General features: G+C 47.2%; 24 protein-coding genes. 12 read left to right on the top strand and 12 right to left on the bottom strand.

All coding sequences use genetic code 11. From position 1 onward, the window contains the following. Positions 1-81 precede the first annotated feature (81 nt). The 3 genes from KNP62_RS10705 (at position 82) to guaC (ending at position 4,621) form a co-directional block, all read left to right on the top strand. On the top strand, positions 82-1,266 hold the full coding sequence (locus KNP62_RS10705; protein WP_214695632.1) for an MFS transporter: 1,185 nt from the start codon (positions 82-84) through the stop codon (positions 1,264-1,266). Positions 1,267-1,378: 112 nt separating this feature from the next. Further along, on the top strand, positions 1,379-3,439 hold the full coding sequence (locus KNP62_RS10700) for a PAS domain S-box protein (protein WP_214785497.1): 2,061 nt from the start codon (positions 1,379-1,381) through the stop codon (positions 3,437-3,439). Between the two features lie 198 nt (positions 3,440-3,637). Next, positions 3,638-4,621, top strand: a complete 984-nt coding sequence (gene guaC, locus KNP62_RS10695) for a GMP reductase (protein ID WP_214785496.1) — start codon at positions 3,638-3,640, stop codon at positions 4,619-4,621. A gap of 24 nt (positions 4,622-4,645) precedes the next feature. Here the strand turns inward: guaC and KNP62_RS10690 are convergent, their stop codons facing one another. From KNP62_RS10690 to KNP62_RS10670, 5 genes are all read right to left on the bottom strand, one after another. Beyond that, a complete protein-coding gene (locus KNP62_RS10690; protein ID WP_214785495.1) occupies positions 4,646-5,077 on the bottom strand; it encodes a GNAT family N-acetyltransferase in 432 nt (143 codons plus the stop codon). After that, positions 5,077-5,934, bottom strand: a complete 858-nt coding sequence (locus KNP62_RS10685; RefSeq protein WP_214785494.1) for an MBL fold metallo-hydrolase — start codon at positions 5,932-5,934, stop codon at positions 5,077-5,079. Before KNP62_RS10685 ends, KNP62_RS10690 begins: the two co-directional genes overlap by 1 nt. Next, positions 5,922-6,677, bottom strand: coding sequence for a P-loop NTPase family protein (locus KNP62_RS10680; protein WP_214785493.1), 756 nt, complete (start codon positions 6,675-6,677; stop codon positions 5,922-5,924). The genes KNP62_RS10685 and KNP62_RS10680 overlap by 13 nt, the downstream gene beginning before the upstream one ends. 2 nt (positions 6,678-6,679) lie before the next feature. Further along, positions 6,680-9,850 carry an EAL domain-containing protein gene (locus KNP62_RS10675; protein WP_214785492.1) on the bottom strand — a complete coding sequence of 1,057 codons (3,171 nt, stop codon included), beginning with the start codon at positions 9,848-9,850 and terminating at the stop codon, positions 6,680-6,682. Positions 9,851-9,987: 137 nt separating this feature from the next. Further along, complete coding sequence (locus KNP62_RS10670; protein WP_159563245.1) at positions 9,988-10,980, bottom strand: LLM class flavin-dependent oxidoreductase; 993 nt, start codon at positions 10,978-10,980, stop codon at positions 9,988-9,990. A 260-nt stretch (positions 10,981-11,240) separates the two neighbouring features. On the opposite strand from KNP62_RS10670, the gene KNP62_RS10665 reads away from it, so the two are divergent. Next, on the top strand, positions 11,241-12,614 hold the full coding sequence (locus tag KNP62_RS10665) for a YjiH family protein (protein WP_214785491.1): 1,374 nt from the start codon (positions 11,241-11,243) through the stop codon (positions 12,612-12,614). 73 nt (positions 12,615-12,687) lie between these two features. Then, entirely contained in the window at positions 12,688-13,338 is a 651-nt protein-coding gene (locus KNP62_RS10660; RefSeq protein WP_214785490.1) for a C39 family peptidase, read from the top strand. Here the strand turns inward: KNP62_RS10660 and KNP62_RS10655 are convergent. After that, complete coding sequence (locus tag KNP62_RS10655) at positions 13,304-14,128, bottom strand: hypothetical protein (RefSeq protein ID WP_214785489.1); 825 nt, start codon at positions 14,126-14,128, stop codon at positions 13,304-13,306. The two genes, KNP62_RS10660 and KNP62_RS10655, sit on opposite strands and share 35 nt — an antisense overlap. A 92-nt stretch (positions 14,129-14,220) precedes the next feature. On the opposite strand from KNP62_RS10655, the gene rluF reads away from it, so the two are divergent. After that, positions 14,221-14,931 carry a 23S rRNA pseudouridine(2604) synthase RluF gene (gene rluF / locus KNP62_RS10650; RefSeq protein WP_015880301.1) on the top strand — a complete coding sequence of 237 codons (711 nt, stop codon included), beginning with the start codon at positions 14,221-14,223 and terminating at the stop codon, positions 14,929-14,931. 32 nt (positions 14,932-14,963) lie between these two features. Here rluF and KNP62_RS10645 read toward each other — a convergent pair whose 3' ends face one another. Both KNP62_RS10645 and KNP62_RS10640 read right to left on the bottom strand, forming a co-directional pair. Then, positions 14,964-15,398 (bottom strand): hypothetical protein, encoded by a 435-nt coding sequence (locus tag KNP62_RS10645; protein WP_214785488.1) that lies wholly within the window; start codon positions 15,396-15,398, stop codon positions 14,964-14,966. Positions 15,399-15,433: 35 nt separating this feature from the next. Then, positions 15,434-15,847: a hypothetical protein gene (locus KNP62_RS10640; protein ID WP_214785487.1), complete on the bottom strand. Its 414-nt coding sequence runs from the start codon at positions 15,845-15,847 to the stop codon at positions 15,434-15,436. Positions 15,848-15,969: 122 nt separating this feature from the next. On the opposite strand from KNP62_RS10640, the gene KNP62_RS10635 reads away from it, so the two are divergent. Next, positions 15,970-16,296, top strand: a complete 327-nt coding sequence (locus KNP62_RS10635; protein WP_214785486.1) for a hypothetical protein — start codon at positions 15,970-15,972, stop codon at positions 16,294-16,296. A 33-nt stretch (positions 16,297-16,329) separates the two neighbouring features. Here the strand turns inward: KNP62_RS10635 and KNP62_RS10630 are convergent, their stop codons facing one another. Next, positions 16,330-17,079 (bottom strand): SDR family NAD(P)-dependent oxidoreductase, encoded by a 750-nt coding sequence (locus tag KNP62_RS10630; RefSeq protein ID WP_214785485.1) that lies wholly within the window; start codon positions 17,077-17,079, stop codon positions 16,330-16,332. A gap of 123 nt (positions 17,080-17,202) precedes the next feature. Between KNP62_RS10630 and KNP62_RS10625 the strand changes: the two genes are divergently transcribed. After that, positions 17,203-17,829 (top strand): TetR/AcrR family transcriptional regulator, encoded by a 627-nt coding sequence (locus tag KNP62_RS10625; RefSeq protein WP_214785484.1) that lies wholly within the window; start codon positions 17,203-17,205, stop codon positions 17,827-17,829. 25 nt (positions 17,830-17,854) lie between these two features. Here the strand turns inward: KNP62_RS10625 and gloA2 are convergent, their stop codons facing one another. Beyond that, positions 17,855-18,235: an SMU1112c/YaeR family gloxylase I-like metalloprotein gene (gene gloA2 / locus KNP62_RS10620; protein WP_214785483.1), complete on the bottom strand. Its 381-nt coding sequence runs from the start codon at positions 18,233-18,235 to the stop codon at positions 17,855-17,857. Between the two features lie 278 nt (positions 18,236-18,513). On the opposite strand from gloA2, the gene htpG reads away from it, so the two are divergent. Further along, entirely contained in the window at positions 18,514-20,382 is a 1,869-nt protein-coding gene (gene htpG, locus KNP62_RS10615; RefSeq protein ID WP_214785482.1) for a molecular chaperone HtpG, read from the top strand. A 60-nt stretch (positions 20,383-20,442) separates the two neighbouring features. Here the strand turns inward: htpG and dcm are convergent, their stop codons facing one another. After that, positions 20,443-21,777, bottom strand: coding sequence for a DNA (cytosine-5-)-methyltransferase (dcm, locus tag KNP62_RS10610; RefSeq protein ID WP_214785481.1), 1,335 nt, complete (start codon positions 21,775-21,777; stop codon positions 20,443-20,445). 180 nt (positions 21,778-21,957) lie between these two features. On the opposite strand from dcm, the gene KNP62_RS10605 reads away from it, so the two are divergent. Both KNP62_RS10605 and KNP62_RS10600 read left to right on the top strand, forming a co-directional pair. Beyond that, entirely contained in the window at positions 21,958-23,295 is a 1,338-nt protein-coding gene (locus KNP62_RS10605; RefSeq protein WP_251125682.1) for a MutH/Sau3AI family endonuclease, read from the top strand. Between the two features lie 69 nt (positions 23,296-23,364). Then, the gene (locus KNP62_RS10600) at positions 23,365-23,811 is read left to right on the top strand and encodes a very short patch repair endonuclease (protein WP_214746560.1); all 447 of its coding nucleotides are present in this window, start codon (positions 23,365-23,367) and stop codon (positions 23,809-23,811) included. Between the two features lie 13 nt (positions 23,812-23,824). Here KNP62_RS10600 and KNP62_RS10595 read toward each other — a convergent pair whose 3' ends face one another. Further along, on the bottom strand, positions 23,825-24,511 hold the full coding sequence (locus KNP62_RS10595; RefSeq protein ID WP_214785479.1) for a BglII/BstYI family type II restriction endonuclease: 687 nt from the start codon (positions 24,509-24,511) through the stop codon (positions 23,825-23,827). Positions 24,512-24,828: 317 nt separating this feature from the next. Here KNP62_RS10595 and ahpC point away from each other — a divergent pair, with 317 nt between their 5' ends. Beyond that, complete coding sequence (gene ahpC, locus KNP62_RS10590; RefSeq protein WP_015880295.1) at positions 24,829-25,392, top strand: alkyl hydroperoxide reductase subunit C; 564 nt, start codon at positions 24,829-24,831, stop codon at positions 25,390-25,392. Positions 25,393-25,399: the final 7 nt, after the last annotated feature.

The raw sequence follows: 25,399 nt of genomic DNA, 5'->3' as shown, positions 1-25,399 counted from the left end.
CAATCCTGTTTTGATTTGGTATACTCTTTTAGTTATGTTTATTAACTATTCGAATTTGAAGAAAAGGAGGCGTCGTGTTCGATGCAACAACCTATCCAAAAACTGTGGACGAGAGACTTTTTGATTATCTCGCTCATCAACTTCTTCCTGACGCTCATCTTTTTCTTATTGATGGTCACCATCGGGGTACATGCCGTCGAGTCGTACGGGGCGACGACGAGTCAAGCAGGGCTCGTCACCGGCATCTTTATCATCGGGACGTTGACCGGACGATTGTTCATCGGTCGACTCATCGATTCGATTGGCCGGAAAAAGACGCTTTATATCGGGCTCGTCTTTTTCACCGCCACCATCTTGTTGTACTTCGTCCATTGGGGCGTCGGGTTCTTATTGCTCACTCGTTTCGTACACGGTCTCGGGATGGGATTATCGAGTACCGCAACCGGAACAATCGTGGCACAGGTCATTCCCGCGACACGAAAAGGCGAAGGGATTGGCTACTACAGTATGAGCTCTACCTTGGCGACAGCCATCGGGCCATTCGTCGGGTTGCTCCTTAGCCAATATACGAGTTTCACCGTCATTTTCGGACTTTGTTTCGTGATCGGACTGATCAGTTTGGCGAGTACGTTCTTCGTGAACGTACCAGAAGTAGACGCACCGGAAGTCGTTCGCGGTTTCTCATTGAAATCATTCGTTGAACCGAAGGCGTTACCGATCGCACTCATCATCGGGATGGCCGCGCTCAGCTACTCGAGCGTCTTGTCCTATATCAACTTTTACGCGAGTGAACTTGACTTGATTGAAGCGGCGAGTATCTTCTTCCTCGTCTACTCCGTCGCCGTCCTGTTGTCTCGTCCGATTACCGGGAAATTGATGGACGCGCGCGGGGCGAATGTCGTCATGTATCCAGCAATCGCGATTTTTGCCGTCGGGCTTCTCGTGCTCAGTCAAGCGAATAGCGGCTGGATGCTGTTGCTCGCAGGTGCTCTGATCGGACTTGGGTTTGGGAATATCCAGTCGGGTACACAAGCGATTGCCGTCAAAGCATCCCCACCCCACCGGATGGGTATGGCTACTTCGACGTTCTTCATCGCACTCGATGCAGGTCTCGGGTTTGGTCCGTATTTCATCGGTCTACTCATTCCGTTGACTGGATTTTCGACGTTGTACTTGATGCTTTCCGGTGTCGTTCTCTTTACCATTTTCTTGTATTACCTCATGAACGGCCGGAGCGAACAGAAACAACTAAAAGAGGCTGCCTGACAGGATGTTCTTACATCCTGTCTTTTTTTGAAAGTTCACACATTTTACCGAAGGATACGTTAAGATAAAAATGACGTGTAAAAAATAGAATGAACGAAATGAGGGAGACGAGATGAAGGCTGACCAAACACTTCAATACAACGCATCGATTTTATTACGGACGTTCGATAAAATTTCAGACTATGTGTTCTTTATGGAAGTCGATGGTTCAGCTTATCGATACGTCTTCGTGAATGAACCAGCAAAACGCGCGATCAACTGGTCGGACGCAGATATCGGAAAACAAATAGATGAGCTTGTCCCCGCTGAAACGGCCGCGCTCATCACAACATATTACGATGAAGCGATTCGAACGAAAAAAAGTGTCGTCTATGAGGACTATCGTCTCGCTGACTCGTTCTACACAGATACGGTAGAAGCAAATGACGTATTGACGCTTCCACTTCATTACTTCGAGTCAGAAGTGACTCCTATTTTTAATGACGAGGGACAATGTACACATATCGTCTCGGTCGTCCGCGAAGTGACGGAACGAAAGCGTCGCGAACTGGAATTGTCCATTTTGAAAGATCATCATGAGTCATTAAGACGTTACTCGCCTCACGGCATTTTTGTACTTGATCATCATCTGAATATCAAATCGGTCAACCCGGCCGTCATGAGCATCACTGGATATGCCGAGCAGGAGATGCTCCATCAACCGTTCCTTTACTGGCTTCCCGAGGACGAACGTTCTCGTGTACGGAAAGGGTTGCAGTACGCGTTATCCGGCATTCCGCACAAGTATTCGGTTTACGCCACTCATGAGTCTGGGGAGCGGCTTGATTTGACCGTATTGAACATCCCGATCGAAGTCGGTGGCAACATCACTGGATTGTTTGCCATCATCATCGATTTAACGCCTGAGAAGAACGCTGAACGGGCCACAATCGAAAGTGAACGTCGCTATCGCCAACTGATCGAGACGATTCCGGAAGGCATCATCGTTCACCAAGATGGGAAGATTTTATATGCGAACGCAATGGCGCTCGAAACGATTGGAGAGACTTATCTCGAGAGTGAATCCATCTTTTCTTTCATTGCAGAAGAATATCACCAATCCACTCGGACACGTCTCGCTACCCTTGAACTAGGTGGACCTGTTCAAGATACGGAGACGGTCGTTGTGACGCCGAGCGGGGACCGACTTCATATGGACATCAGCAGTCTCCTCATCGACTATGAAGGACAACTGGCCGTATTGACGATTTTGCGCGATGTCACGGAAAAACGAGAAATGGAACAGGCCCTGAGACAAAGTGAGTTACAATACAGACTGATTACGGAAAACATGAGTGATCTCGTTTGCATATTAGAACGGGATGGGACGGTTCGTTACGCCTCCCCTTCTCATCGTACAGTTCTCGGATTTGCGGCCGATTACTATGAAGGGAAGAATACGCTCGACTATATTCATCCAGATGACATTCAAATCGTCCGTTCACAATTGAAGGACTTGAAAGAGCAAGACGTCTCGCTGACTCTTGAATTCCGACACTTTCACGCGGACCAACGCTGGATCTGGCTCGAGACAAAAATTCAAGCTATCTATGACGAATCAGGGCATCTTCTGCACTACTTGACGGTCAGCCGAGAAATCATGCAGCGAAAAGCGCTTGAGAAGCGCTTAAAGCACTTGGCATATCACGACACGCTGACTGATTTGCCGAACCGACGCTACTTCCTCGCCTATCTTGAAGAAGCCATCGAAGAGACGAGATATGAGAAAGAGCAATTAGGCGTTCTCGCGCTCGATGTCGACCGTTTCAAACAAATCAACGACACGTTCGGCCATGATGTCGGGGATGAGCTCTTGCGTCAATTGGCGCGCCGATTGACGTCGGTACTCCGAAAACAAGATATGGTGGCAAGACTCGGGGGCGATGAATTCGCCGTCCTCATCCGATTCACCGATCCTTCTTCTCTCCATCGTGTCGCCGAAAAGATTATCCAAGCGTTACAACGACCTTGGGAAATCGACCAGCATACATTCATCACAACTTCGAGCGTCGGTGGCGCTCGTTATACAAAAGGATTGTCGACTAAACAGCTGTTGAAACGCGCCGACCTCGCTTTATATGAGGCGAAAGCAGACGGTCGAAACCAATATGTACTCGCAAAGGACCATGAATAATGGTCCTTTTTTCACGTGAAACATCCGCAAAACACCCAAATCCGAACATTAAATGCATAAGAACCTAAATATATTCATTTTTAGGTCATTTTTATAAAGTTTACCTTTGACATTGAAAGTTGTTCGCGTTATATTACCGAATGGGCGAAGTTTTTTTATTGTTCAAGTTGTTAATGTTCGTGAATAGGGGTGTGACATATGGATAAAGTGTTTGATTATGAAGATATTCAATTAATTCCTGCAAAATGTATTGTCGAGAGTCGCTCGGAATGTGACCCGACCGTCGAGCTCGGGGGCTTCACGTTCCGTTTACCGGTCGTCCCGGCTAACATGCAAACGATTATTGATGAGAAAGTGGCGCTCATGTTGGCCGAGAACGGTTACTTTTACATCATGCATCGCTTCAATCCTGAGACGCGTCTCGCGTTTATCCAAGACATGCATGAGAAAGGTCTCTATGCCTCAATCAGCGTCGGGGTGAAAGAAGAGGAGTACGCATTTATCGAGATGCTTCAGTCGACTGGTCATACACCAGAATTTATTACGATCGATATCGCACATGGACACTCGAACGCGGTCATCCGAATGATTCAACATATCAAGCACCATCTTCCTGGTTCATTTGTCATCGCGGGGAACGTCGGGACGCCAGAAGCCGTTCGTGAATTGGAACATGCCGGAGCGGATGCGACGAAAGTCGGAATCGGACCAGGGAAAGTATGCATCACGAAAATCAAAACGGGATTCGGCACGGGCGGCTGGCAATTAGCGGCGCTCCGCTGGTGTGCCAAGGCAGCGACGAAGCCAATCATCGCGGATGGGGGAATCCGTACACATGGGGATATCGCCAAGTCGATTCGTTTTGGCGCTTCGATGGTCATGATCGGCTCATTGTTCGCTGGCCATGACGAATCTCCAGGGGAAACGTTCGAGCAAGACGGCAAACAACTAAAAGAGTATTTCGGCTCTGCTTCCGAGTTCCAAAAAGGTGAGCGAAAAAACGTCGAGGGGAAAAAGATGTTTGTCGAACACAAAGGGGCATTACAAGATACATTGACCGAGATGGAGCAAGATCTCCAGTCGGCGATTTCTTACGCGGGTGGCGACAGTCTCGAAGCATTGCGCACGGTAGACTATGTCATGGTGAAAAACTCAATCTTCAATGGGGATAAAGTGTACTAAAAAAAGGCGACCTCGTGTCGCCTTTTATAGTTCCTTCATCATCATGTAATAGTCAGATCCGGGTGGGTAGTCCGGTAGCACACCGGCGACCGTATAGCCAAAGCGCTCATAAAATGATTTAGCCTGAAACGAGAACGTCGTCAACTTCACACGCGTTGCACCGAGCGACCTCGCAATCGTTTCCCCTTCTTCAAGCAAGCGACTCCCTAGCCGCTGCCCCTGAACATTCGACTCCACCCATAAACGGTCTAAATCGAACCATCCCCAATACACACTCCCGTATAAGCCAGCAATGATCCGTCCTTCTTGCTCGATTTTCAATTGAATGGCCGGTACGATCGCCTCGCGAATCTCGCGATGATGCGCAGAGTGAACATTGTTATAATCACGTAGCTTCCCAGTCAAAAACTGTTGAAATGACTCGTCTTCTTCATGGATTCGTACAATCGTATGCATTAATTCTCCACCGTCCCATTCACAAAAAACGTAATCAGCTCCTGCTCGTCCTCATTCACCTCACGATTGACAAGTGCAGCGTATGATTGTGTGATTTCTTCAATATTTCCCGGGAAATCACTTGAAATCTTGGCGATTCTTTTCAAAGTAAGGCAATCTGCTGCGAACGCTTCACGACTTACCATCTCACCGTGTGACCAGACGATCTGTTGTGCATCAAATGTCTCTAGTACATGTAACAACCGAAGTGTCTCTTCTGGTGTCATTCGCCATGTCGGGGCATACAAATTTGCATACAGCGCGTCTCCTAAAAATAAGATGCGTTCTTCCACGAGATAGAGAACGACCGAATCTCTTGCATGGTCGCCACCGACATGCCTCAATATGACATGAACCCCACCAAGATCAAGCGTCAACGATTCCTGAAACGTCAGTGTCGGCAGAACGATTTGAATGTCTCGCGAATCACCATACTCTTCGCGGATCGCCTTGGCACAAAAGTCGATTTCAATTCCTTCAGCAACTCGTTGATTCAATGATGCATCGTCCCAAGCGTAAGGGACGAGTTTCTCCATCTCGTGTTTCGTCGCCTCGCTTGCGATCGAGACCACTCCTTCTAAGGCAGGTAGACCGAAGATGTGGTCCCAATGCCAATGTGTCAATGCGACCATCGAAGGCGCACGGAGACCACGCTCGTTCAAATGCTGTAAAAAGAATGATGCGTGCGCCACGGAGTTGCCCGCGTCAATGAGTAATGTATGGGTGTCACCGACAACGGCACCAAGAATCGGACGATCCGTATGCGCAACCGGTGTCATATACCAAAAACGATCCGAATGTTTAATCAAGGTTTGCATGAACGGCTCGACTCCTCTTCTATCAATTTGGTTAGTTCTTCAAATGAAGAACGCTCATCATTTTGGATTCGGACATGACGAAGTGGGATCCGTTCAAGTAATTCGAGTTCAAGTCGCTGTCTTTCGCCCAATACCGCAATCGTCCCCGATACACCGACAAGGTTACGTTTCGATGCATAGGACCCTGTCGTGTAATACTCGACAAACCCCTGTTGCCATTCAATCGGTCGCTCGTCGTAGACGACTGGAAATATCCGAGCGACATCGTTTAACTCCAAATATATGATGATTGGTTCGATTGGTTTTAGAATCGATGAAACCTCTTGAACGTATGCTTCAATCGCCTCTAACGAAACGTCTTGGGCGACCATCCCAATCGTGAACGGATTTTGGAACAACGCACATTCAAAGATGACGTCACGTTCTTCCTGCTCGAATTTCGTTACATAACGTCGCCATCGTTCGCACATGATTCGTGTGTGGAGTGCAAAGGGTAACTCATAGACATCCGTTCCTACGCGCTTTTCCCCTTCATCGTAACGAACGAGCCATCCGTCTTCAATTTCATCAAGAATCGTACCATGTGAAGGTGGTTCCGTTACCCAGTAGATTTCATGCAGATCGACGGGGTGAGCAGCGTCCACTTCCGAATAGAAGACACCTTCTTTCAACGCACACATCTTTTCAGCAAATGTGGATTTCCCACTTCCCGGCAACCCCTCAATCAACCACAATTTCCCCATACTTAAAACCCCTCATCATTTGAATATCCATCGTATTGAAACCATTGGTTGCCACCATTGTTCTTCGCAATATACATAGCCGCATCCGCTTGCTGAAGAATCGAATCAATCGTTGAGGTAGATTGGATCGTGGCGACCCCGATACTTACTGTAAGACGTATGGTTTCACCATTTGACGCGTTTATTCCCTGGGAAATAACGTCGTTTATCTCATTTAAGCCAACAGGTCCATCCTCTTGAACGACAACGAATTCATCAGCTGAAAACCGATATACCTGACCTTCGAACGTTTCCACGAACCCGCTCAATCGTTGTGCGATTTCAATCAACAATTCATCTCCGATTAGGTAACCATATTGATCATTAATCCGTTTGAAGTCATCTATATCGATCAACAACAATGTGATTCTTTGTGAACGCTGAATCTGTCTATATAAATCGGTCATCAGTGTATATCGATTACAGAGTTTTGTCAGTTGATCCTGTGTCGCAATTCGAATCATTTCGCGTTGTTTCCGCTCTTTCCGAATGCCGTTCTCTAACCATCTTGCAAGCAACCGAATCGTGTCTGCCAACTCTTGCAGGGTTTCTTCGTCGAGTTGATCGTTTAAATTGCCTTGTTCCGCCAATAAGACAATCCACCCAAACACTTGGTGTTTATGTGTCAAAGGGAAGCTGACAATCGTTGTGAACTCGATTCCATCTACAATCAGTTCTCCTTCTTGGAGAGTTTGTGAACCGACCGTCGTCAGTTGATGGAGGGTGCGTAGCTCTTCTTCCTCCCACATCAGACGAGACACCCCATTCTCGACCAAGAGACGATGTGAGGATTCACTTGAGAAAATCACGGCATGCGAGTAACCGACCCATTCCAACAAAACTTCTTGAACACGTGCCAACTGGTCTTGGAACGGCATACGAAGTGCCGTCGCTTCATACAACGCCTCTACGACTTGTTGGCGTTTGATTTGTCGCCGTGACATTTCTGTATGCTCAATCTCCGCCATGACCCAGTGTGTGAACGACTCGAGCGCATGTAGATTCTCTTCAGTGAACGTTCTTGCTTTCGTATCTACCACACAAAGCGTACCGATGACGTGACCTTGTTTCGTCCGGAGCGGCACCCCGGCATAGAACCCGACTTGTTCGAGAAACGGACTCTCACTCTCAAATGCTTCAGCGGCCACATCTTCAATCACAATCGGACGTTCCGACGTGACGACTCGCGTACATAGCGTCCACTCCCGCTTGTGGTGAGAAGACTCGAGTTCAATCCCGACACACGATTTGAACCATTGCTGGTCCGTCGTCATGATGGAGATGAAGGCGATCGGCATCTGAAACGTTTGTGCGACCAAGCGAGAAATCCGATCAAACCGTTCTTCGTGTGGCGTGTTTAAAATCTCCAATCGTAAGATGGCCTTTATTCGCTTTATCTCGCGTTCATCGAGTGAAGGATGAAGTAACTGCGACGGCTGTTCAATTTTCGATAAGACCGCCTGGTGAGAATACAAGATTTCGAGTGACTCATCTAGGTTTTCGAGCGCCATCGGGCGGCTAAAGAAATAACCTTGAATTTCATCACAGCCGAGCTGACGTAAAATACGATACTGTTCTTCCGTTTCAACGCCCTCTGCTGTCACTTCGAGTTCTAATTTTTTAGCGAGTGACACAATCAGTTTGACGATTTCGTATTCTTTCATCCCATTCTCTTGATCGAGTTGTGCAACGAATGATCGGTCAATCTTGATGCCATCGATTTCAAATAGCTTCAAGTAATTTAAAGAAGAATAACTCACCCCAAAATCATCAATCACCAATCGGAATCCTTGCTGCTTCAACGATTCAACCGTTTTGATGGCAGCGACCGGTTCATGCATGAGTGTGTGCTCCGTCACTTCGAATTCAAACTGCTCCGGCTTCAGGTCATATGACGAAATGATGGTCACCAATTCATTCATGTGATGCTCATGAAACAAATTTGGTGACACATTCACGGCGACACGACGACCTTCGAATTGCTCTGCATGTGCAGATACGTCCTGACAGACTCGATTCATGACGAACTGTGTCACGTCTTCAATAAGCAGTGACTGTTCCGCCACACGAATGAACGTTTCAGGAGAGACGAACCCGAGTACCGGACTATTCCAACGAACGAGCGCCTCGAAATGAATCGACCCATCCATCGTCACTTTCGGTTGATACACCATATATAGTTCATCTTGTTTGAGAGCTTTCACTAATTCCGTTTCAATCATGATTTCGTCAATGTAACGTTGTACATACTCATCATGTTCATATAGATGAATCGTTTGGTTACCGTTCTGACGTGCCTCTAATAAAGCCGTTGAGGCGTTCATGATGACGCGATCGGCGTCAGCAACTCCCGAACTGATGCCGATACAACTTGATAAAGGAAATTCTGCATCGGCCACTTTGTAAGAATGACTCGCGATGACATCAAGTAAATGTTCCGCATACATATAGGCCGTCTTCATCGGGACGTGGGGCAAGACCGCGATAAAATCTTCCCCATCGACCCGACCGATAATGGAACCTTGCGGGAGTGTATTCGCCAATTGACGCGTGATGTCTTTAATCAATTCATTCGAGCGCTCCACCCCTTGGAGCGACATCATCATCTTGAAACGATTAATATGTAGGCGCATCACACTTGTTTCTTCCGTGCCCTGTTGTTCAAACAGTTGATCGAGATCCAATTTGACTTTCATCAAATTCGGCATCCCCGTCAAATAGTCCATATGTTCGATACTACGTAACAACTTGATTTCCGCTTCTTCTGACAAATCCGTCGTCAAACTGAGCACATAGCGCACGACACCCGATTCATCTTCGATTGGCACAAGCATAGAGGAAGCGAATCGGGCCGTATTGGATTCGACATTCATTTTTGACATGAAATAGACCGGTTCCCCCGTCTCGACGACCGCATCATAATGTCCAATCAATTCATTCGCCACTTCTGAGCGATACATCTCATGTAAATACTGACCTTCCACATCATTCGGAAGCGAGGAAGCGACTTTCCCCTGATCGCTCACATGAACATAACGATAGCCTTCATCCGTCACTTCCATTAGAAATACCATTCGATACAAGCGTGTGAACAGCTCGAATAGATAATATGGGTCGCCTTTCATCCGTTGCATCGTATACCTCCACCTGTTCCTTTTTCTTATAGTGTAGTTGGTTTCGCTCCGACTAGGGAGAAAACCTTTGAAAAAATGGGAAAACGTTTTTCATTCATACAAAAACACCTCCTCAATCTGAGAAGGTGTTCGTCGAATCAAAGCAACTCGTTCGCTAACAGGCGATAGACGTTCAAGCGATCTTCTTGCTTATGCTGGATGCTACAAATCATCGCTTCATCGAAACCATAGCGTTCCGATTCATCTCGCAACTGTTCTGCGATTTGTTTCGGTGTTCCCACGAGGTGAATCGCCCGGTTGTTGGCGATATGAATCTTGTCGACTTCCGTGAGCGGATAGTCATGGGCCGCTTCCGGACTCAATAATTGTCTCAACTGTCCGCGCATCAAGAAGAGTCGCGACAAATCAGACGGTCGAGCCAAATATTCGGCCTCTTCCTCCGTCTCTGCCGTCGTGACCAAATACGTGACGCTGATGTCCGGCTTCTCCATAAAGTCAGACGGGGTGAAGTGGTGGCGATACGTATCAAGCGTGTCGGCACTCAATTGACCATTGAAAAACTGTGCGAAGGAATAGCCGAGTCCCATCCGACCGGCTTGTACGGCACTGTTTCCGCTCGATCCAAGTAACCACGCTTCCGGAAGCGTGACGCCTGTTGGGGCGGCCGGCGTATTTTTATACCATCGTTCTTCCGGTGCTTCATCTTTGATTAATTGAAGCGTCGTGTCGAGCTTTTCGTATAGACCGTCCATCATCGGCTTCTGCCCTTGTGACATCGCATAGATGGCGTTCGCGTCCCCGCCTGGTGCGCGTCCGACACCGAAGTCGATGCGTCCTGGCGCTAGGGCGCTGAGCGTCTTGAACACTTCCGCCATCTTCAATGGCGAATAGTGCATCATCATGATGCCGCCGGACCCGAGACGAATCTTATTCGTTTTCGCCGCCAGATAGGCCGCAATCACCTCCGGAGCCGAGCTCGCGAACGACATGCCGCCATGGTGCTCCGCCATCCACATCCGGTAATATCCTAACTCCTCTGCGACTTGTGCGAGCTCGACCGCGCTGTTCAGCGCATGCTCGCCTGTATGACCCGACGTGACCGGCGCCTGGTCTAACACACTCAATCTCATGATGCATTCTCCTATCTCTATAATGAAGTTTCTAAATATCTTGAATTTGTTGGACTCGCCGTCATCATACTAAATGCTTCAAGGGAATACGAATCTTTTGCCTAGTGTCTGCTTTATATTTTTCAGAAAATTTACGCATTCGGTTGATAGCACCTGGTCATATTTTTTATACTAATAAAGAAATACGTTTTAAGAAGAGCTGGATGTGTAATGGGGATACATAGACAGTACAAACACTTCGGGGAAATGGGGAATGCATCATGAATGGTTCATCAACACCAGACGGAAAGAAACCTTCTTTTTCGAGTCGAGACTTTTTTAAGTTCTTGATTCCATCGCTCATCGGCATCATGTTTTTCATCGTACCAATCTCATCAGAAGAAGGCTTTACGATTCCGGTCGCTTTCTTATCCAATCTATTGATTGAGTGGATTGGGGAGTTCGTCCCGACACTCGCTGTCATCATGATGGGTATTTCGATTGTTGGATCTTTATTGTTGTTTACGGCACGTCCTGCTTTTATGGTGGAACGACCGTCCATCAACGCACTCTTTAGCGTGACACCGTTTTGGTTCGTCATGCGCATCATCGGTTTTGTCGCCGGTGTCATGACGCTACTCACACTCGGACCAGAAATGATCACGTCAGAATTCACAGGAGGTTTGCTCCTCTTTGATTTGATTCCAATCTTGTTTGCGACATTCTTTTTTGCAGGTATGTTGTTACCGCTTCTCTTGAACTTTGGGCTTCTCGAGTTCGTCGGGACGTTCTTGATGAAAATCATGCGCCCACTCTTCCGATTGCCAGGGCGCGCCTCACTCGACTCGCTCGCTTCATGGGTCGGAGATGCGACGATCGGGATTCTACTGACGACCAAACAGTATGAGGAAGGTTATTACACGAAACGGGAAGCATCGATCATTGCGACGACCTTCTCCGTCGTCTCGATCACGTTCACCATTGTCGTCTTACAATATGTCGAACTCGATCAATACTTCCTACCGTACTACGGGGCAATCGTCTTATCTGGCTTGGTCGCAGCGCTCATCATGCCACGGATTTATCCACTATCTAAAAAAGCAGATACGGCTTATGAGAAGACCGAGCTCAAACCGGAAGAAGAAGTTCCGTCAGACGTTTCACTCGGGAAGTGGGCGTTGATACAAGCGCTACAAAAGTCACGTTCGAGTAAAAGTTTCCTAGAGACACTCAAAGACGGCTTCAAAAACGTCCTCGATATGTGGATCGGTGTTCTCCCTGTCGTCATGGCGGTCGGGACGATTGCGGTCGTCATCGCAGAATATACGCCGTTCTTTACCATTATCGGGAAGCCGTTCGAACCAATCCTGATGCTCCTGCAAGTACCTGAGGCATCGGAGGCTGCTCAGACGATGGTAGTCGGTTTCGCCGATATGTTCTTGCCGGCCGTCCTCGGAAGCGGCATCGAGAGCGAGTTGACGCGTTTCGTCATCGCCACACTGTCCGTCACTCAGCTTATCTATATGTCTGAAGTCGGTGGCTTATTGCTCGGTTCAAAACTACCGATCTCATTCCTCGACCTCGTCTTAATCTTTTTGTTACGGACGTTCATCACACTTCCGATCATCGTCGGAATCGCACATCTTGTCTTTTAACGAAAACGACGCCCTTTCTCTTTTATGAGATGGGGCGTCCTTTGTATACTAAAAGAAAAGGAGGGAGACCAAGATGGAGCACCCATTTGCAGGACAACTCGAGGTCGCGAACAACGGATATGCCGGAATCATCGACCCGGAGCTTTATGTGAACGATCGCTATCACGGACGCTGGACATTAAAGCGCTCCGTACAGATTGAAGGCGTGCCCGTCTTACTCCAACGCCAGTTCGAGAACGGAAAGAACAACTGTACGTTGACGTCCATTACCGCGATCTTTCGTTTCTATCGAGACCATGGGTATACGAATATTCCAGATGATGTGACGCAAATTCAAGAAGATGTGCGCGAGATCGCCTTCATGCATCATTTCAAAGACGAGAAAGGGACACCTCCGACTCAAATCGCCACCATCATCACGAAGCTATGGAAGCGATACGGATATGACGGTCGAGGCAGTTCACGCTATCTATGGAAATGGTCGACGTTTGAGCGTGAGCTGAAAGCGGGTCGCCCGTTTGTATTGAATATGGCGAACGGATTTTATAAAAACCATTCCGTCACCGGAATCGGTTATTTACAATTTGAAAAACGGGGTTTTCCGGACGTCATCTTGTTGGCCGTGCTCGACAACCGTTCAAAAGACGTGCGCTACATCGACTTCAACGAATTCAATTTCTGGGGAAGTATCACGCGCGTCCATCCGCCAGCCACTCGTCCATAATCGTTTCAAGCGCTTGTCCGATTCGTAACAGATGCTCACGCTTGGCATATGACCCGTAATGCAGCCCATTTGAATCACGACCATTCCCGAGCCCGACGAACACTTCAGACGGCTTCATATGAAGTCCAATCATCGGGATGCCCGATTCATGGCGTCCGATTTCATAGGTGACGGCAGGATAGGCTGCCAGTCTCCCCGTCGTCGAGAAACCTGTGAAGGCACGACAATTCTCTCGCCCCAGCACAATCAACCGGGTCGGGTTGATATATGTAATTGTGCGCTCCAATAACTCGATTGAGTTCGGGTGTTCCATCCAGTCGCGTCCGGTCTTCACCTTCCCCATTTGTTCATACGTGGCATACTTAAAAAAATCGACGTGGATGACAGAGGTCGAAGCGTCATAGAACGACCGTCCCATCCCATTCAACAGCGCCTCAAGTTTGGCCCCACCTGGTTTCCCGAACCAGCTCGTCGTCGCGCGACCCGATTCGAAATAGGCCGATGCTCGTTCTATCGTTTCTTGTAGCGCCTCTTCATTTCCGAGGTAATCTTCAAACGAGAGCGCATCACGCCAATAGAACTTTTGGGCTTGCCCCGTTCTCGGTGTCCCGTCTCGATGTAAAAATTCGCCGCGCGACGGATTCGTTCCGATGGTCAGCCATTGATTCGGACGAGGACGACCGTACCAAAGGACAGGTGATGCTTCTGAAATCAGTTCTTGACCAAACGATGTCTCACATAACACTGCTTGAAATCGAATCGCATCTTGTAACAATTGTACTGCCTCCATATCATCCCTCCTCTCCCGTTCGTTTCCCGCTTTCGAGAGTTTATAAAATGCGTTATAGTGAGAGGACGAAGCCAAACAAAGGACGTGTACACATGCGCATCAATAAATTTATCAGTGAATCAGGCAAGGCGTCCCGCCGCCAAGCCGACCGCCTCGTCGAAGAGGGACGCGTCACCATCAACGGGAAAAAAGCAAAAATCGGCGACCAGGTAAAACCGGGGGATGAAGTCCTCGTCAACGGTTCGGTCGCACGTGTCGCACGAAACAACGTGTATATCGCCGTCCATAAACCGGTCGGGATCACGAGTACGACAGAGAAGAAAGTAAAAGGGAACTTGGTCGACATGGTCAACCACCCGCTCCGCATCTTCAATATCGGTCGTCTCGATAAGGACTCGGAAGGTCTCATCCTCATGACGAACGATGGCGATATCGTCAACGAGATTCTCCGCGCAGAAGGCGAGCACGAGAAAGAATACATCGTCTCGGTCGATAAGCCGATCACACCAGAATTCGTCGAACAGATGGAAGCCGGCGTCAAAATCCTCGGACAGAAGACGCTACCATGTAAAGTGCGTCCGCTCTCGAAATTCGACTTCAACATCACCCTCACGCAAGGACTAAACCGTCAGATCCGTCGGATGTGTGAGGCGCTCGGCTATGAAGTATTCCGCCTCCAACGCGTGCGTGTCATGAACATCACGCTCGGAAAACTCCCGCCTGGACAATGGCGCGACCTTTCGAAAAAAGAGCGGGAGCAGTTGTTCCGCGAATTGAATTACGAACCGAAAGAATGGTACTAAAACAAGCCTAGACGCGCGTCTAGGCTTGTTTTTTATTCTGGTTGAAGCGATGCGACATGGTCGGTCTCACGACGAATGAAACGTTTGAGTTGAGCGCTCAAGTCGTCGAGCTGGCCCATTGTCGTTCTGAACTTAAAGGTCGCATGGAAGTGGTCGAACGAATCGTGTTGCCACTCGTCATGGATGAAGACGTCGACTTGAATCGTGCCTATCCGATCAATCAGTGTGAACGTGAGGCTGATTTTTTGGTCATCCGCATCCGGGTCCAACAACTCCCAAGTCACGGGATTCTTTCCCCATATATTATTGAATCCATCGATTGAGTCAATCAGTTCTTCCAATGTCTCGTCCTGTATATATACATCTTGATTGCTCGAACAGACGGATGCATGGAGCTGTAGCCTAACCTGATAAAACAGCTCAGTCTCATCCATCCAAATCCGTTCCATCTCGAATTGAGTTTTCACTTTTCGCACACGCCTTTTCGTTTTAATCTGACCACTTACTCTGGGCGAAGCGATTCGACCGAATCGGTTTCGTGTCCTAAGAATGCCGACAGTTGTCGCTGCAAATCATCCATCTGTCCCATCGTCGTCTCGAACGAGAACGTCGCCTTCATATCTCCGCCATCACCTTTATTTTGCTCGATTGCGGCGCTGACTTGAACAACCCCTCTTGCATTCGCAAGCGCGAACGTCAAGGAGAGACGGACGAGTGGAAGGTTGAGTATCCACATCTCCGGAGACTTCCCATTCCGTTCATTGAACGCTCGTAACGAAGAGATGAAGGCGTTGATATCGGATGCTGTGACATACTCGTTCACGGTAACCTCGCACCACTTTCCTTTTAGCGTCATCATCACTTCGATTGCGAAATCGTCTTCCCATATTCGCGTCATTTTGATTTGTTCTACCATCCTCATCCCCACGCTTTCGTTTCGACTATATCATGTCAATTTGATGAATCATTTAAATTTTTTACTCAAAACGGGAATATGAATGGTACAGATGGTTTTCAAACGAAAAGAGGTGATTCGTCATGAATGGTGCAATCTTTCCACACACCTCGGTCGGCAAGTGGTCTATCATCCTGATTGCCTTGTTTCTTGCCATGTATGTGCCGTTTCTCCTGCTCGATAACTTTGATACGACCTTTTACTCGACGCTTTGGAGCGACAATACTGCAAACATGCTTCGACTCAGCTATATGACCACATTCTCCGTCCTCGGGCTCGGAGCGTTTGTGACAGGATGGTGGGCTATTCTGAAGCAGAAAGAGTATGCTGTGCTCGTCTTTTTTGCCGCTGTGCTCAGCTCAGGTCTAGTCATGCTACTCGTGATGGAGTTAGTCGGAATCTTTGAGTAATCAAAAACTAGGGCCTCCATAGAGACCCTAGTTTTATTTCGCCGTCACGCCACCGTCTACCGGAAGTTCGATTCCGCTAATATGATTCGCTTCGTCTGACGCGAGGAATAGGACGGCTGCTGCCACCTCATCCGCTTGTCCGAGATTCGGCAAAGCGATTTGATTCAAGAAGTGCTGCTTATAGTCCGGATGTTCCATATGCGGCGCACTCATCGGTGTCACAATATACCCCGGATGCACCGAGTTGACCCGAATATTTTGCTTCCCGTAATCGACGGCCGCTGCTTTTGTGAGAGAACGGACAGCACCTTTTGAGGCCGTGTATGCCCCGGCACCTGCCATACCTGTCAGTGCTGAGATGGAGGAGATGTTGACAATCGATCCTCCGCCATTTTCTGTCATGAGCGGAATCGCATACTGCGTTCCTAACATGACTCCATCGATGTTGATGCGGTATGTCCGTGCCCAGTCCTCTTCTGTCTGTTCCAAGAACGGTTTCGCGAGTGCGATTCCGGCATTATTGATGAGGATATCCAATTTTCCACACGTCGCTTCCACTTCTGCAAACACGTCTTCCCAGCTTGAACGTGAGGTCACGTCATGCTTCACCGCGATGGCTTCCCCACCTTGTGCACGAATCGACTCGACTACGCTTTGTACCCCTTGTTCATTGATATCGGTTGCGACGACCGTCGCCCCTTCTTTGGCGAATAGACGTGCCGTCGACTCTCCCATACCGCTTCCTGCCCCTGTGATGACCGCTACTTTCCCCTCTAAACGCATTGTCCCAGCTCCATTCGTTAAATTATGATAGTCTAACTATCATAATAATAATTGGATGTGACATTAATCTCAACGAAACTGCTCGAAGACGATATACTTATGACAGACAATGAGGTGATGGAATTGAGTAAACGACAACAAAACAAAGAAGAACGGATCCAACTGATTATCCATGAGGCCGAACGCTTATTTTTAGAGAATGGCTTTGAGAAAGTTCAAATGCAGGACATTGCGGATGCGGCAGGGATTGGGGTAGCGACACTGTTTCGCTATTTTCCGAAGAAAGACCAATTGATCGTCGCAGCGGCCGTCAAAAATCTACAGCCGACACTCGAGCGATTTGAACAGTTTGTGAATGAGGAAGGCAACGCCTATGAACGGCTCGAGATCATCTTGAACCACTTTTTCGAGATGCAGTTGGAGCGGACAGACCACGCCCGTTTTCGTGAGGCGTTCGAGAGCTATGCATCGTTCGTCGCCACACCCCTTCCTGGCATCGAGACATACATTGACGTACAACGACGAATCATGCAGACGCTTGAACCGTTGATCGAAGACGGAAAGCGTGATGGCTCGTTCCGACCAGATATCGATGTGAAAGTGACAATTGTTACGATCATCAATGCATTCGGGACGTTCGGCAACAATATCATGTTGAAGTCGCACATCAGTTATTTAGAGGACGATATTGAACCGGCTGTGCAAATCAACGCGTTGAAAGAGATGTTGCTCGCATCCATTCGGGCATAAGAAAACCCCTTCCTCGTGAAGGGGTTTATTCGTGTAGTTCTAACGGCAGTCCATCCGGGTCGAAGAAGAAAGTCATCTTCTCTCCTGTAAAATCATCACGACGAATCGGTTCTGTCGCAATCCCACGTTCGTTTAATTCGGCAACGACGGACTCGATGTCGTGGACTTTAAACGCCAAGTGTCGTAGACCGCGCGCCTCTGGGAAATTTGGACGCTCGGGACTATTCGGTTTGATGAACAGCTCGAGCTCATATGTACCAAGACGTAAGTCGATTTTGTGATCCTGTTTCTCCGGGCGGTGGTGTTCTCGAATCACTTCGAATCCGAGTGCCTCGACATAAAACTGCTTGGCTTTATCGTAATCCGACGCAATGATTGCGACGTGGTGAATCGTATGTAAGTTCATCATTCTACCCCCGTATACAAAAAATGAGCACCTCTCACTAGAGGTGCTCTCGAAAGTCTACCGCGACAGACCACGCTCCACAACGTGCTCCTCAAGGGAATGTCCGCCGTCTTACATAGACCAGCTCATCGCATGTACTCAACTATATGCGAAACCTACGTCCTCGTCAATCTTTTCTTCAAATCCGGTTGACATCTTCCTAATTTTTAGGATAATCAATAGTGTTAGCACTCTTTATACGAGAGTGCCAAAATACAGACAAAAAAGGGAGAACGATCATGACAAAGAAACAGTTTCAAACGGAATCGAAACGAATTTTAGAGTTGATGGTCCACTCAATTTATACACATAAGGACATCTTCTTGCGCGAGCTCATCTCGAACGCAAGTGACGCGATCGACAAGATGTATTATCGCGCCCTCTCCGACGAGAGCATCGAGTTCAACAAAGACGATTACTTCGTCAAAATCGAACTCGATAAAGAGGCACGGACGATTACGATTCGCGACACGGGCATCGGGATGACAGAAGAAGAACTTGAAACGAACCTCGGAATCATCGCAAAGAGCGGTTCACTCGCCATGAAACAGGCGACGAAGATGGAAGAAGACTATAGCCTCATCGGTCAATTCGGGGTCGGATTCTATTCCGCGTTCATGGTCGCTGACCGTGTGACGGTACGGACTCGCTCGATTGACAGTGATCAAGGATACGTATGGGAGTCAGAAGGCACAGACGGCTATTCAATCGAACCGACAGACAAGGCGGACATCGGTACAGAAATCACGCTCCATTTGAAGGCAGACACAGAAGATGACGCGTATTCGTCATTCCTTGAAGAATACGAGATCCGCTCGCTCATCAAGAAACATTCGGACTTCATCCGTTACCCAATCAAACTTGATGTGACGAAACATCGTCAAAAAGAGGACTCAGAAGAGTATGAGGACTACAAGGAAGAAGAGACCGTCAACAGCATGGTGCCGATTTGGCGGAAGCGTAAGAGCGAGTTGACTGACGAAGATTACAAAGCGTTCTATCACGAGAAGCGCTATGGCTTTGATGAACCGCTCAAGCATCTTCACTTGAACGTCGACGGGACGATTCGTTATCAATCGATCCTCTACATCCCGTCAACGGTTCCGTTCGACTATTACACGAAAGAATTTGAGAAAGGGCTCGAGCTCTACTCGAACGGTGTGTTGATCATGGAGAAGTCACCAGACCTCTTGCCGGACTATTTCGGTTTCGTCAAAGGGATGGTCGACTCTGAAGACCTCTCACTCAACATTTCCCGTGAAATGTTGCAGCAAGACCGCCAGCTTCGCGTGATTGCGAAGAACGTGAAGTCCAAAATCAAAGGGATGCTCGAGAAGATGCTCCAAAACGAGCGCGAGGACTACGAGAAGTTCTACGAGTCGTTCGGTCGCCAATTGAAGTTCGGCGTGTACGACCAGTTCGGAGCAGCCAAAGACGAATTGAAAGACTTGATTCTCTTCCATTCTTCTCATGAGAAGAAACTCGTCTCGCTCAAAGAGTACGTTGAGCGGATGAAAGAAGATCAGAAGTATATCTACTATGCGACAGGCGAATCGATTCATCGCATCGACCTCTTGCCACAAGCAGAGCGCTTGAAAGAGGAAGGATATGAAATCCTCTACTTCACAGAAGAAATCGACGAGTTCGCAATCAAGATGCTGCAGTCGTATGACGACAAAGAGTTCAAGTCGATTGCGAGCGGTGACCTCGGTCTCGATGACGCGGAAGCGAAGTCGCTCAACGAGGACAACCAAGACCTGTTTGCTTTCATGAAAGAAGAACTCGGGGACCGCGTCAAAGAAGTGCGTGCCTCGACACGCCTCAAGTCACATCCGGTCTGCTTGACGGTCGCGGGTGACGTCTCGATTGAGATGGAGAAGATTCTGAACGCGATGCCAAATGGCGGCGGCATGAAAGCAGAGAAAGTACTTGAAGTGAACGCCGACCACGCCATCTTCCAGACACTCCAACGTGTGTATAAGGAAGATGAAGCGAAAGCGAAACAATATACAGACCTCTTATATCAACAAGCCCTCCTCATTGAAGGGTTACCGATTGAAGATCCGGTAGCGTATTCGAATGCGGTGTGTGCGTTGATGGCGGAGTGACTCTAAATAGCAAATGCCCTCATCTGAATGAAAATATCATTCGGAATGAGGGCATTTTAATTATTTAAAGTTATTATATGTTCCTAAAAGCTGCATCTGTTTCACTTCATGCAACAAGCTCTTTTCATCTTCTTGCTCATGAATCTCCGCAATTCGATGACCCATCCGCTCAATCAACCCGACGACTAGAGCATTCCCCATCGTGAAGTATCGCTTGCGGTCTGTCATAGTCGCGGTCCATCCGTATGGGAAGCCATTCAACCCTTCACATTCTTCCGGACGCAAATAGCGCAATTTTTTCGTATGCGGGTCTTCGATGACATGGCTCGAACGATTGCACGTCCCTTCGCTTGTCAACATCGTTCTACCTGGAAGGTCTAACGAATCCGGATAGGACATGCCTCCTTCAGCATAGACATAGACGTGACCGCTCGCAGAAGTACGTTCGATTTTTTTCGGCCCTTTCATATAAGCCAATTCCTCTTTTTCCGTACGCCCAGATTTTTTAACTTTTTCCGTATCTAGATAGTAATGTTCTGGGGCAGGACCAAACTGTTCATACACCTCTTGGACAATCTCTCCGAGCGTCTTAGGCGTTTCTCGAACCGGGAGCGTCTCAAGCGTCGTCACTTGATTTCCCGTCATCACACCTGCATTTCGATAAGTCGCAGAGAATGTGTCCGAGATTTCGACGATGTCTTTCGGCAATTCGAATGTCGAGCCCGGATGCTTCTCGCTCGTCATCTCCATGACCGGGAAAGTCGGTGCAAAGAACCCGTCTTTCAACAACCACTGCTCAGGATTTGCTTTCCCCGCTCGGGTTGAATGCTTTAAATCTGCTCGAGTCGCAAAGATGAAGATGCGACGGCGGCGTTGAGCAAAACCGTAATCGGCAGCATTGATGACTCGCCACTCGACCGTATATCCCTGATCGGCAAACGCACGAAGCATGACACTGAAATCACGCCCTCTTTGTTTCGCAGGTGACTTCATGAGGCGATCGACGTTCTCAAGTAAGACGTAAGGTGGCTTTTCCTGCTCGATGATGTTCATGATTTCCCAGAACAAGACACCCTTCTTCCCTTGAATCCCTTGCTCATTCTTCAAGCTACGTGACACGCTGTAGTCTTGGCACGGGAAGCCACCAACAAGCAAATGGTGTGGCCCTGCTTCCATCCACGACAGCGCGATATCCTCATTCACGTGTTGACCACGTCCTTTAAAACGTTCAGCATAGCAATCAAAGGCCGGTTGTACCTTCGTCGCCGGCTCCCACTGATTGCCCCAAACCACATCGAATTTGTCGGATGTAGGCTCGGCATTCACATCTTCAATTCCTTCAAGCGCGATGCGGAAACCTCCTACACCGGCAAATAACTCAACTACTTTAATCAATGGGAACACCCTTTCGTATTTTCTATCTTTAATTTACTTCATTTACACATTTCTCTCAATGAAAACAGTTTATCACCTATATCAAAAAGGATCAAGCCTATCCTATTTTATCTTTTCTACAAAATATAATCATAATCTATAGTAATATGTTAATAATAACCATTATTGGAGGTCTATATATTGTTGAAATTTGATTCAATCGAGTCACTTTTAAGTAAGACGAGTGAAATTGTTGGTAAAACTTTTGGTGAAATCGACACAGAAAATTATTTTGAACGACTTTCGAATGACAAGGGAATCCTCGGAAAAATAGTTGAAACAGGATTTTATGGATATCCTAACAACAACAACGCCGAAGCGGACTTTGACAATTTAGGGGTTGAACTAAAAGTCTCAGGGTTCACAGTGACTAAGAAGGGGCTATGGTCTGCCAAAGAACGGATATCACTCTCTCAAATCAACTTTTCAAAAATCGTTGAGCAAGAGTTTCAATATAGTTCTTTAATTTCAAAAAACCGAAAAATTTTATTTATTTGGTATGAATTTGTCAAAGGAGGCGACCCTAGAGATTTTGTTATTCGTGACTATCAATTGTACGATATGACGGCCATCGAACCAGTAATCGAAAAAGATTACTTGGTGATTCAAGACTTTGTAAAGAAAGGGCTCGCACACGAACTATCTGAGGGAAACAGCGTCGTTTTAGGAGCCGCCACCAAAGGCGCGTCTGGGCAAACACAAGTTCAGCCTTATTCTCCCATCAAAGCTAAAACAAGAGCCTTCTCGATTAAAAACTCTTTCATAAAAGGTGTCTTGAAAGAGCATCGCGCAAGCTATGATGTGCATCTACCGAAAGAACTTACACCGGAAGAGTGGTTGTGGAATCGATTGAGAAAATTCAAAGGGATGACCCAGATTGAAATCCTGAAGACTGTAGACCCCGATTCTGTTAAAGATAAAATTCCGAAAGGCATAGGTGGAATGATTAAGAAACGTGTCATTGGCACCGAAGAGGATTTGGAGAAGGTCGAGATTTTCAATAAATTGACGTATGACATCAGGAGTATCCCCATAAAAACAAACTACTATCCTCTTGAAAAAGCAACCTTCCGAACTCTCCACAGAGAAGATTTTCAAGATGAATGGGAGATTTCTGATTGGAAGCTATTTTTTGAAGAGAGTACTTTCTTCTATGTCGGTTATCTCGGCGAAAAGAACTCCTCTAAAAATGGACACAGAAAGTTAGAGTGTTTGTTCAAAGTCGCATTCACCCCTGACGAAATTGAGGACTTCGCAAAGACATATAAACAGATTCAGAAGGCGCTTGTCACAAACAAGATCTCGGATCTCCCAACAGCGACCAAATGTCCAGATTCTCCTCTAGTCATTTCTACTAAAGGCGGAAAAGACGACTCTTGTTATGAAGCTTTTTTCAAAGGTGGACGAAAAACATGCTTCATGTTTAACAAAGATTTTTTACACAAAAAGTTTCAGCAATCCATGATGATTAAATCTTGAACATATTCTGTTGATAATCTGCTGACTGTATAGGGAATACCTTCTCTAAGAACTCAAGGAGGAGAGGGTATGGCCAGAAACGTACCGAAAGCATCGAGTCCAGCCGTGTTCAAGACGATGAGCGGAAACCGTGGGAAAGATACGAAGATGGAAGTCAAAGTCAGAAAAGCGCTGTGGGCGGCCGGATATCGGTATCGCAAGAACAATCGCAAACTTTACGGGACGCCCGACATCTCGTTTCCTGGATTACGCGTCGTCGTATTTCTGGACTCTTGCTATTGGCACGGCTGTCCCCTCCACTTCAAATTGCCGAAGACGAATGCCGATTTTTGGCGTCAAAAGATTGGACGTAACATCGAGCGTGATGCCGACGTCACACAACATTATGTAGAGGAAGGTTGGATCATTCTTCGATTTTGGGAACACCAGGTCAATGATGATTTTGATCATGTCATCTATACCATCACTCATTTCGTTGATATGGCCAAGCAAAACCGACACATACGAAGTGGCTGAGATTAAAAGTACGTCAGTCCAAGTCTTCATCGAACATCGGTTCATCATAGGTCTCGGTCGTTTCATCGACAAGCAGGTTCGCGTAGAATTCCTCTACGCGGCCTCTTTTTTCGCCTTTCTCGTTTAAACATTCAACGATTTTGAACGTATCAGGTGCTTCAAGTCCGATAATGACAATGGGTACGGTGAGTTGCGTGTTCAGCGGCTTCAAATGGTGGACATATTTCTCATACGTCCCAATGGCGCCATCAAAATTACCAGCTCGCTGTAAACGTTGAGTCGCACAGATGATTACTCCGATTCGTGTTTGAATCGCCTTTTCGACATGGTTCAGTTCACTTGCGATGACCGGTTTCAATAAGTTCCAAGCGATGGTACCCGCATGGTTAAATCCGACCTCGAGCGAGATGTTGTCTTTTGCAAAATCAAGACGCCACACATTCTCCGAATAGTCACGATCCTGAAAAATCGGACTCTCACGCACCCATCCTCTTTTTAAAAATTCCAATCTGAACAGTTCGTTCAAAGCCTTTGATAGACTCTTGTTCTTTTTAGTGTATTTTTCATTAAATAATTTGATGATGTCATCGTCGCTGATTGACTGAATAATGTCATGAATCTCTGACCAAATCTCTTTGAACTCTTCACCGTTCTTTAATATCGCCTCACCGAATCGATGAGAATGGACTCGATATCTCATAACAAATCCCCTGTCTGTAAATGATAATCACGAACAGAAAGACGAGAATAACGATACACCCTCCATCTTTCAAACAAGTTTGTGACTCATTCAATATTTTGTAAAGATACTACTTATCGAAAGAAAATACACCATTATTGTAATCGTTTTCTTCATTGATATTAAGCTAATCATAAATAATTACGAGTTATTTCAACACATTTCAAAGCATGCAAACGCCTTGACAATTTCAGCTCGTTATATGAAGTTAGTATTACATTATAATTATTCTAGTCGAGATAGAAACGCTAGAGTAAAAAACAAGGAGGACATAACCCATGTCATTAATCGGCAAAGAAGTACTACCATTCAAAGCACAAGCATTCCAAACAGGTGAATTCCTCGAAGTTACAGAGAACGATCTCAAAGGTAAATGGAGCGTTGTCTGCTTCTACCCAGCTGACTTCACATTCGTCTGCCCAACTGAACTCGAAGACCTTCAAAACGAGTACGCTACACTCAAAAACCTCGGTGTAGAAGTTTACTCTGTCTCAACAGACACACACTTCACACATAAAGCTTGGCACGAAACATCTGAGAAAATCGGAAAAATCGAGTACATCATGATCGGTGACCCATCACACGTCATCTCACGCAACTTCGACGTCTTGAACGAAGAAGACGGCCTCGCAGACCGTGGTACGTTCATCATCGACCCAGACGGCGTCATCCAAACTGTCGAGATCAACGCTGGCGGCATCGGCCGTGACGCGAGCACGCTCGTCAACAAAGTCAAAGCAGCACAATACGTACGCAACAATCCAGGCGAAGTCTGCCCAGCGAAATGGGAAGAGGGTTCTGAAACACTCCGCCCAAGCCTTGACCTCGTCGGTAAATTGTAAGGAGCGA

Origin of the sequence: Exiguobacterium sp. s183 (genome assembly GCF_018617655.1) — a bacterium.
GTDB lineage: Bacteria > Bacillota > Bacilli > Exiguobacteriales > Exiguobacteriaceae > Exiguobacterium > Exiguobacterium aestuarii_A.
The sequence above is the reverse complement of the archived record's forward strand: the minus strand, read 5'-3'. Positions and strand labels throughout refer to the sequence as shown.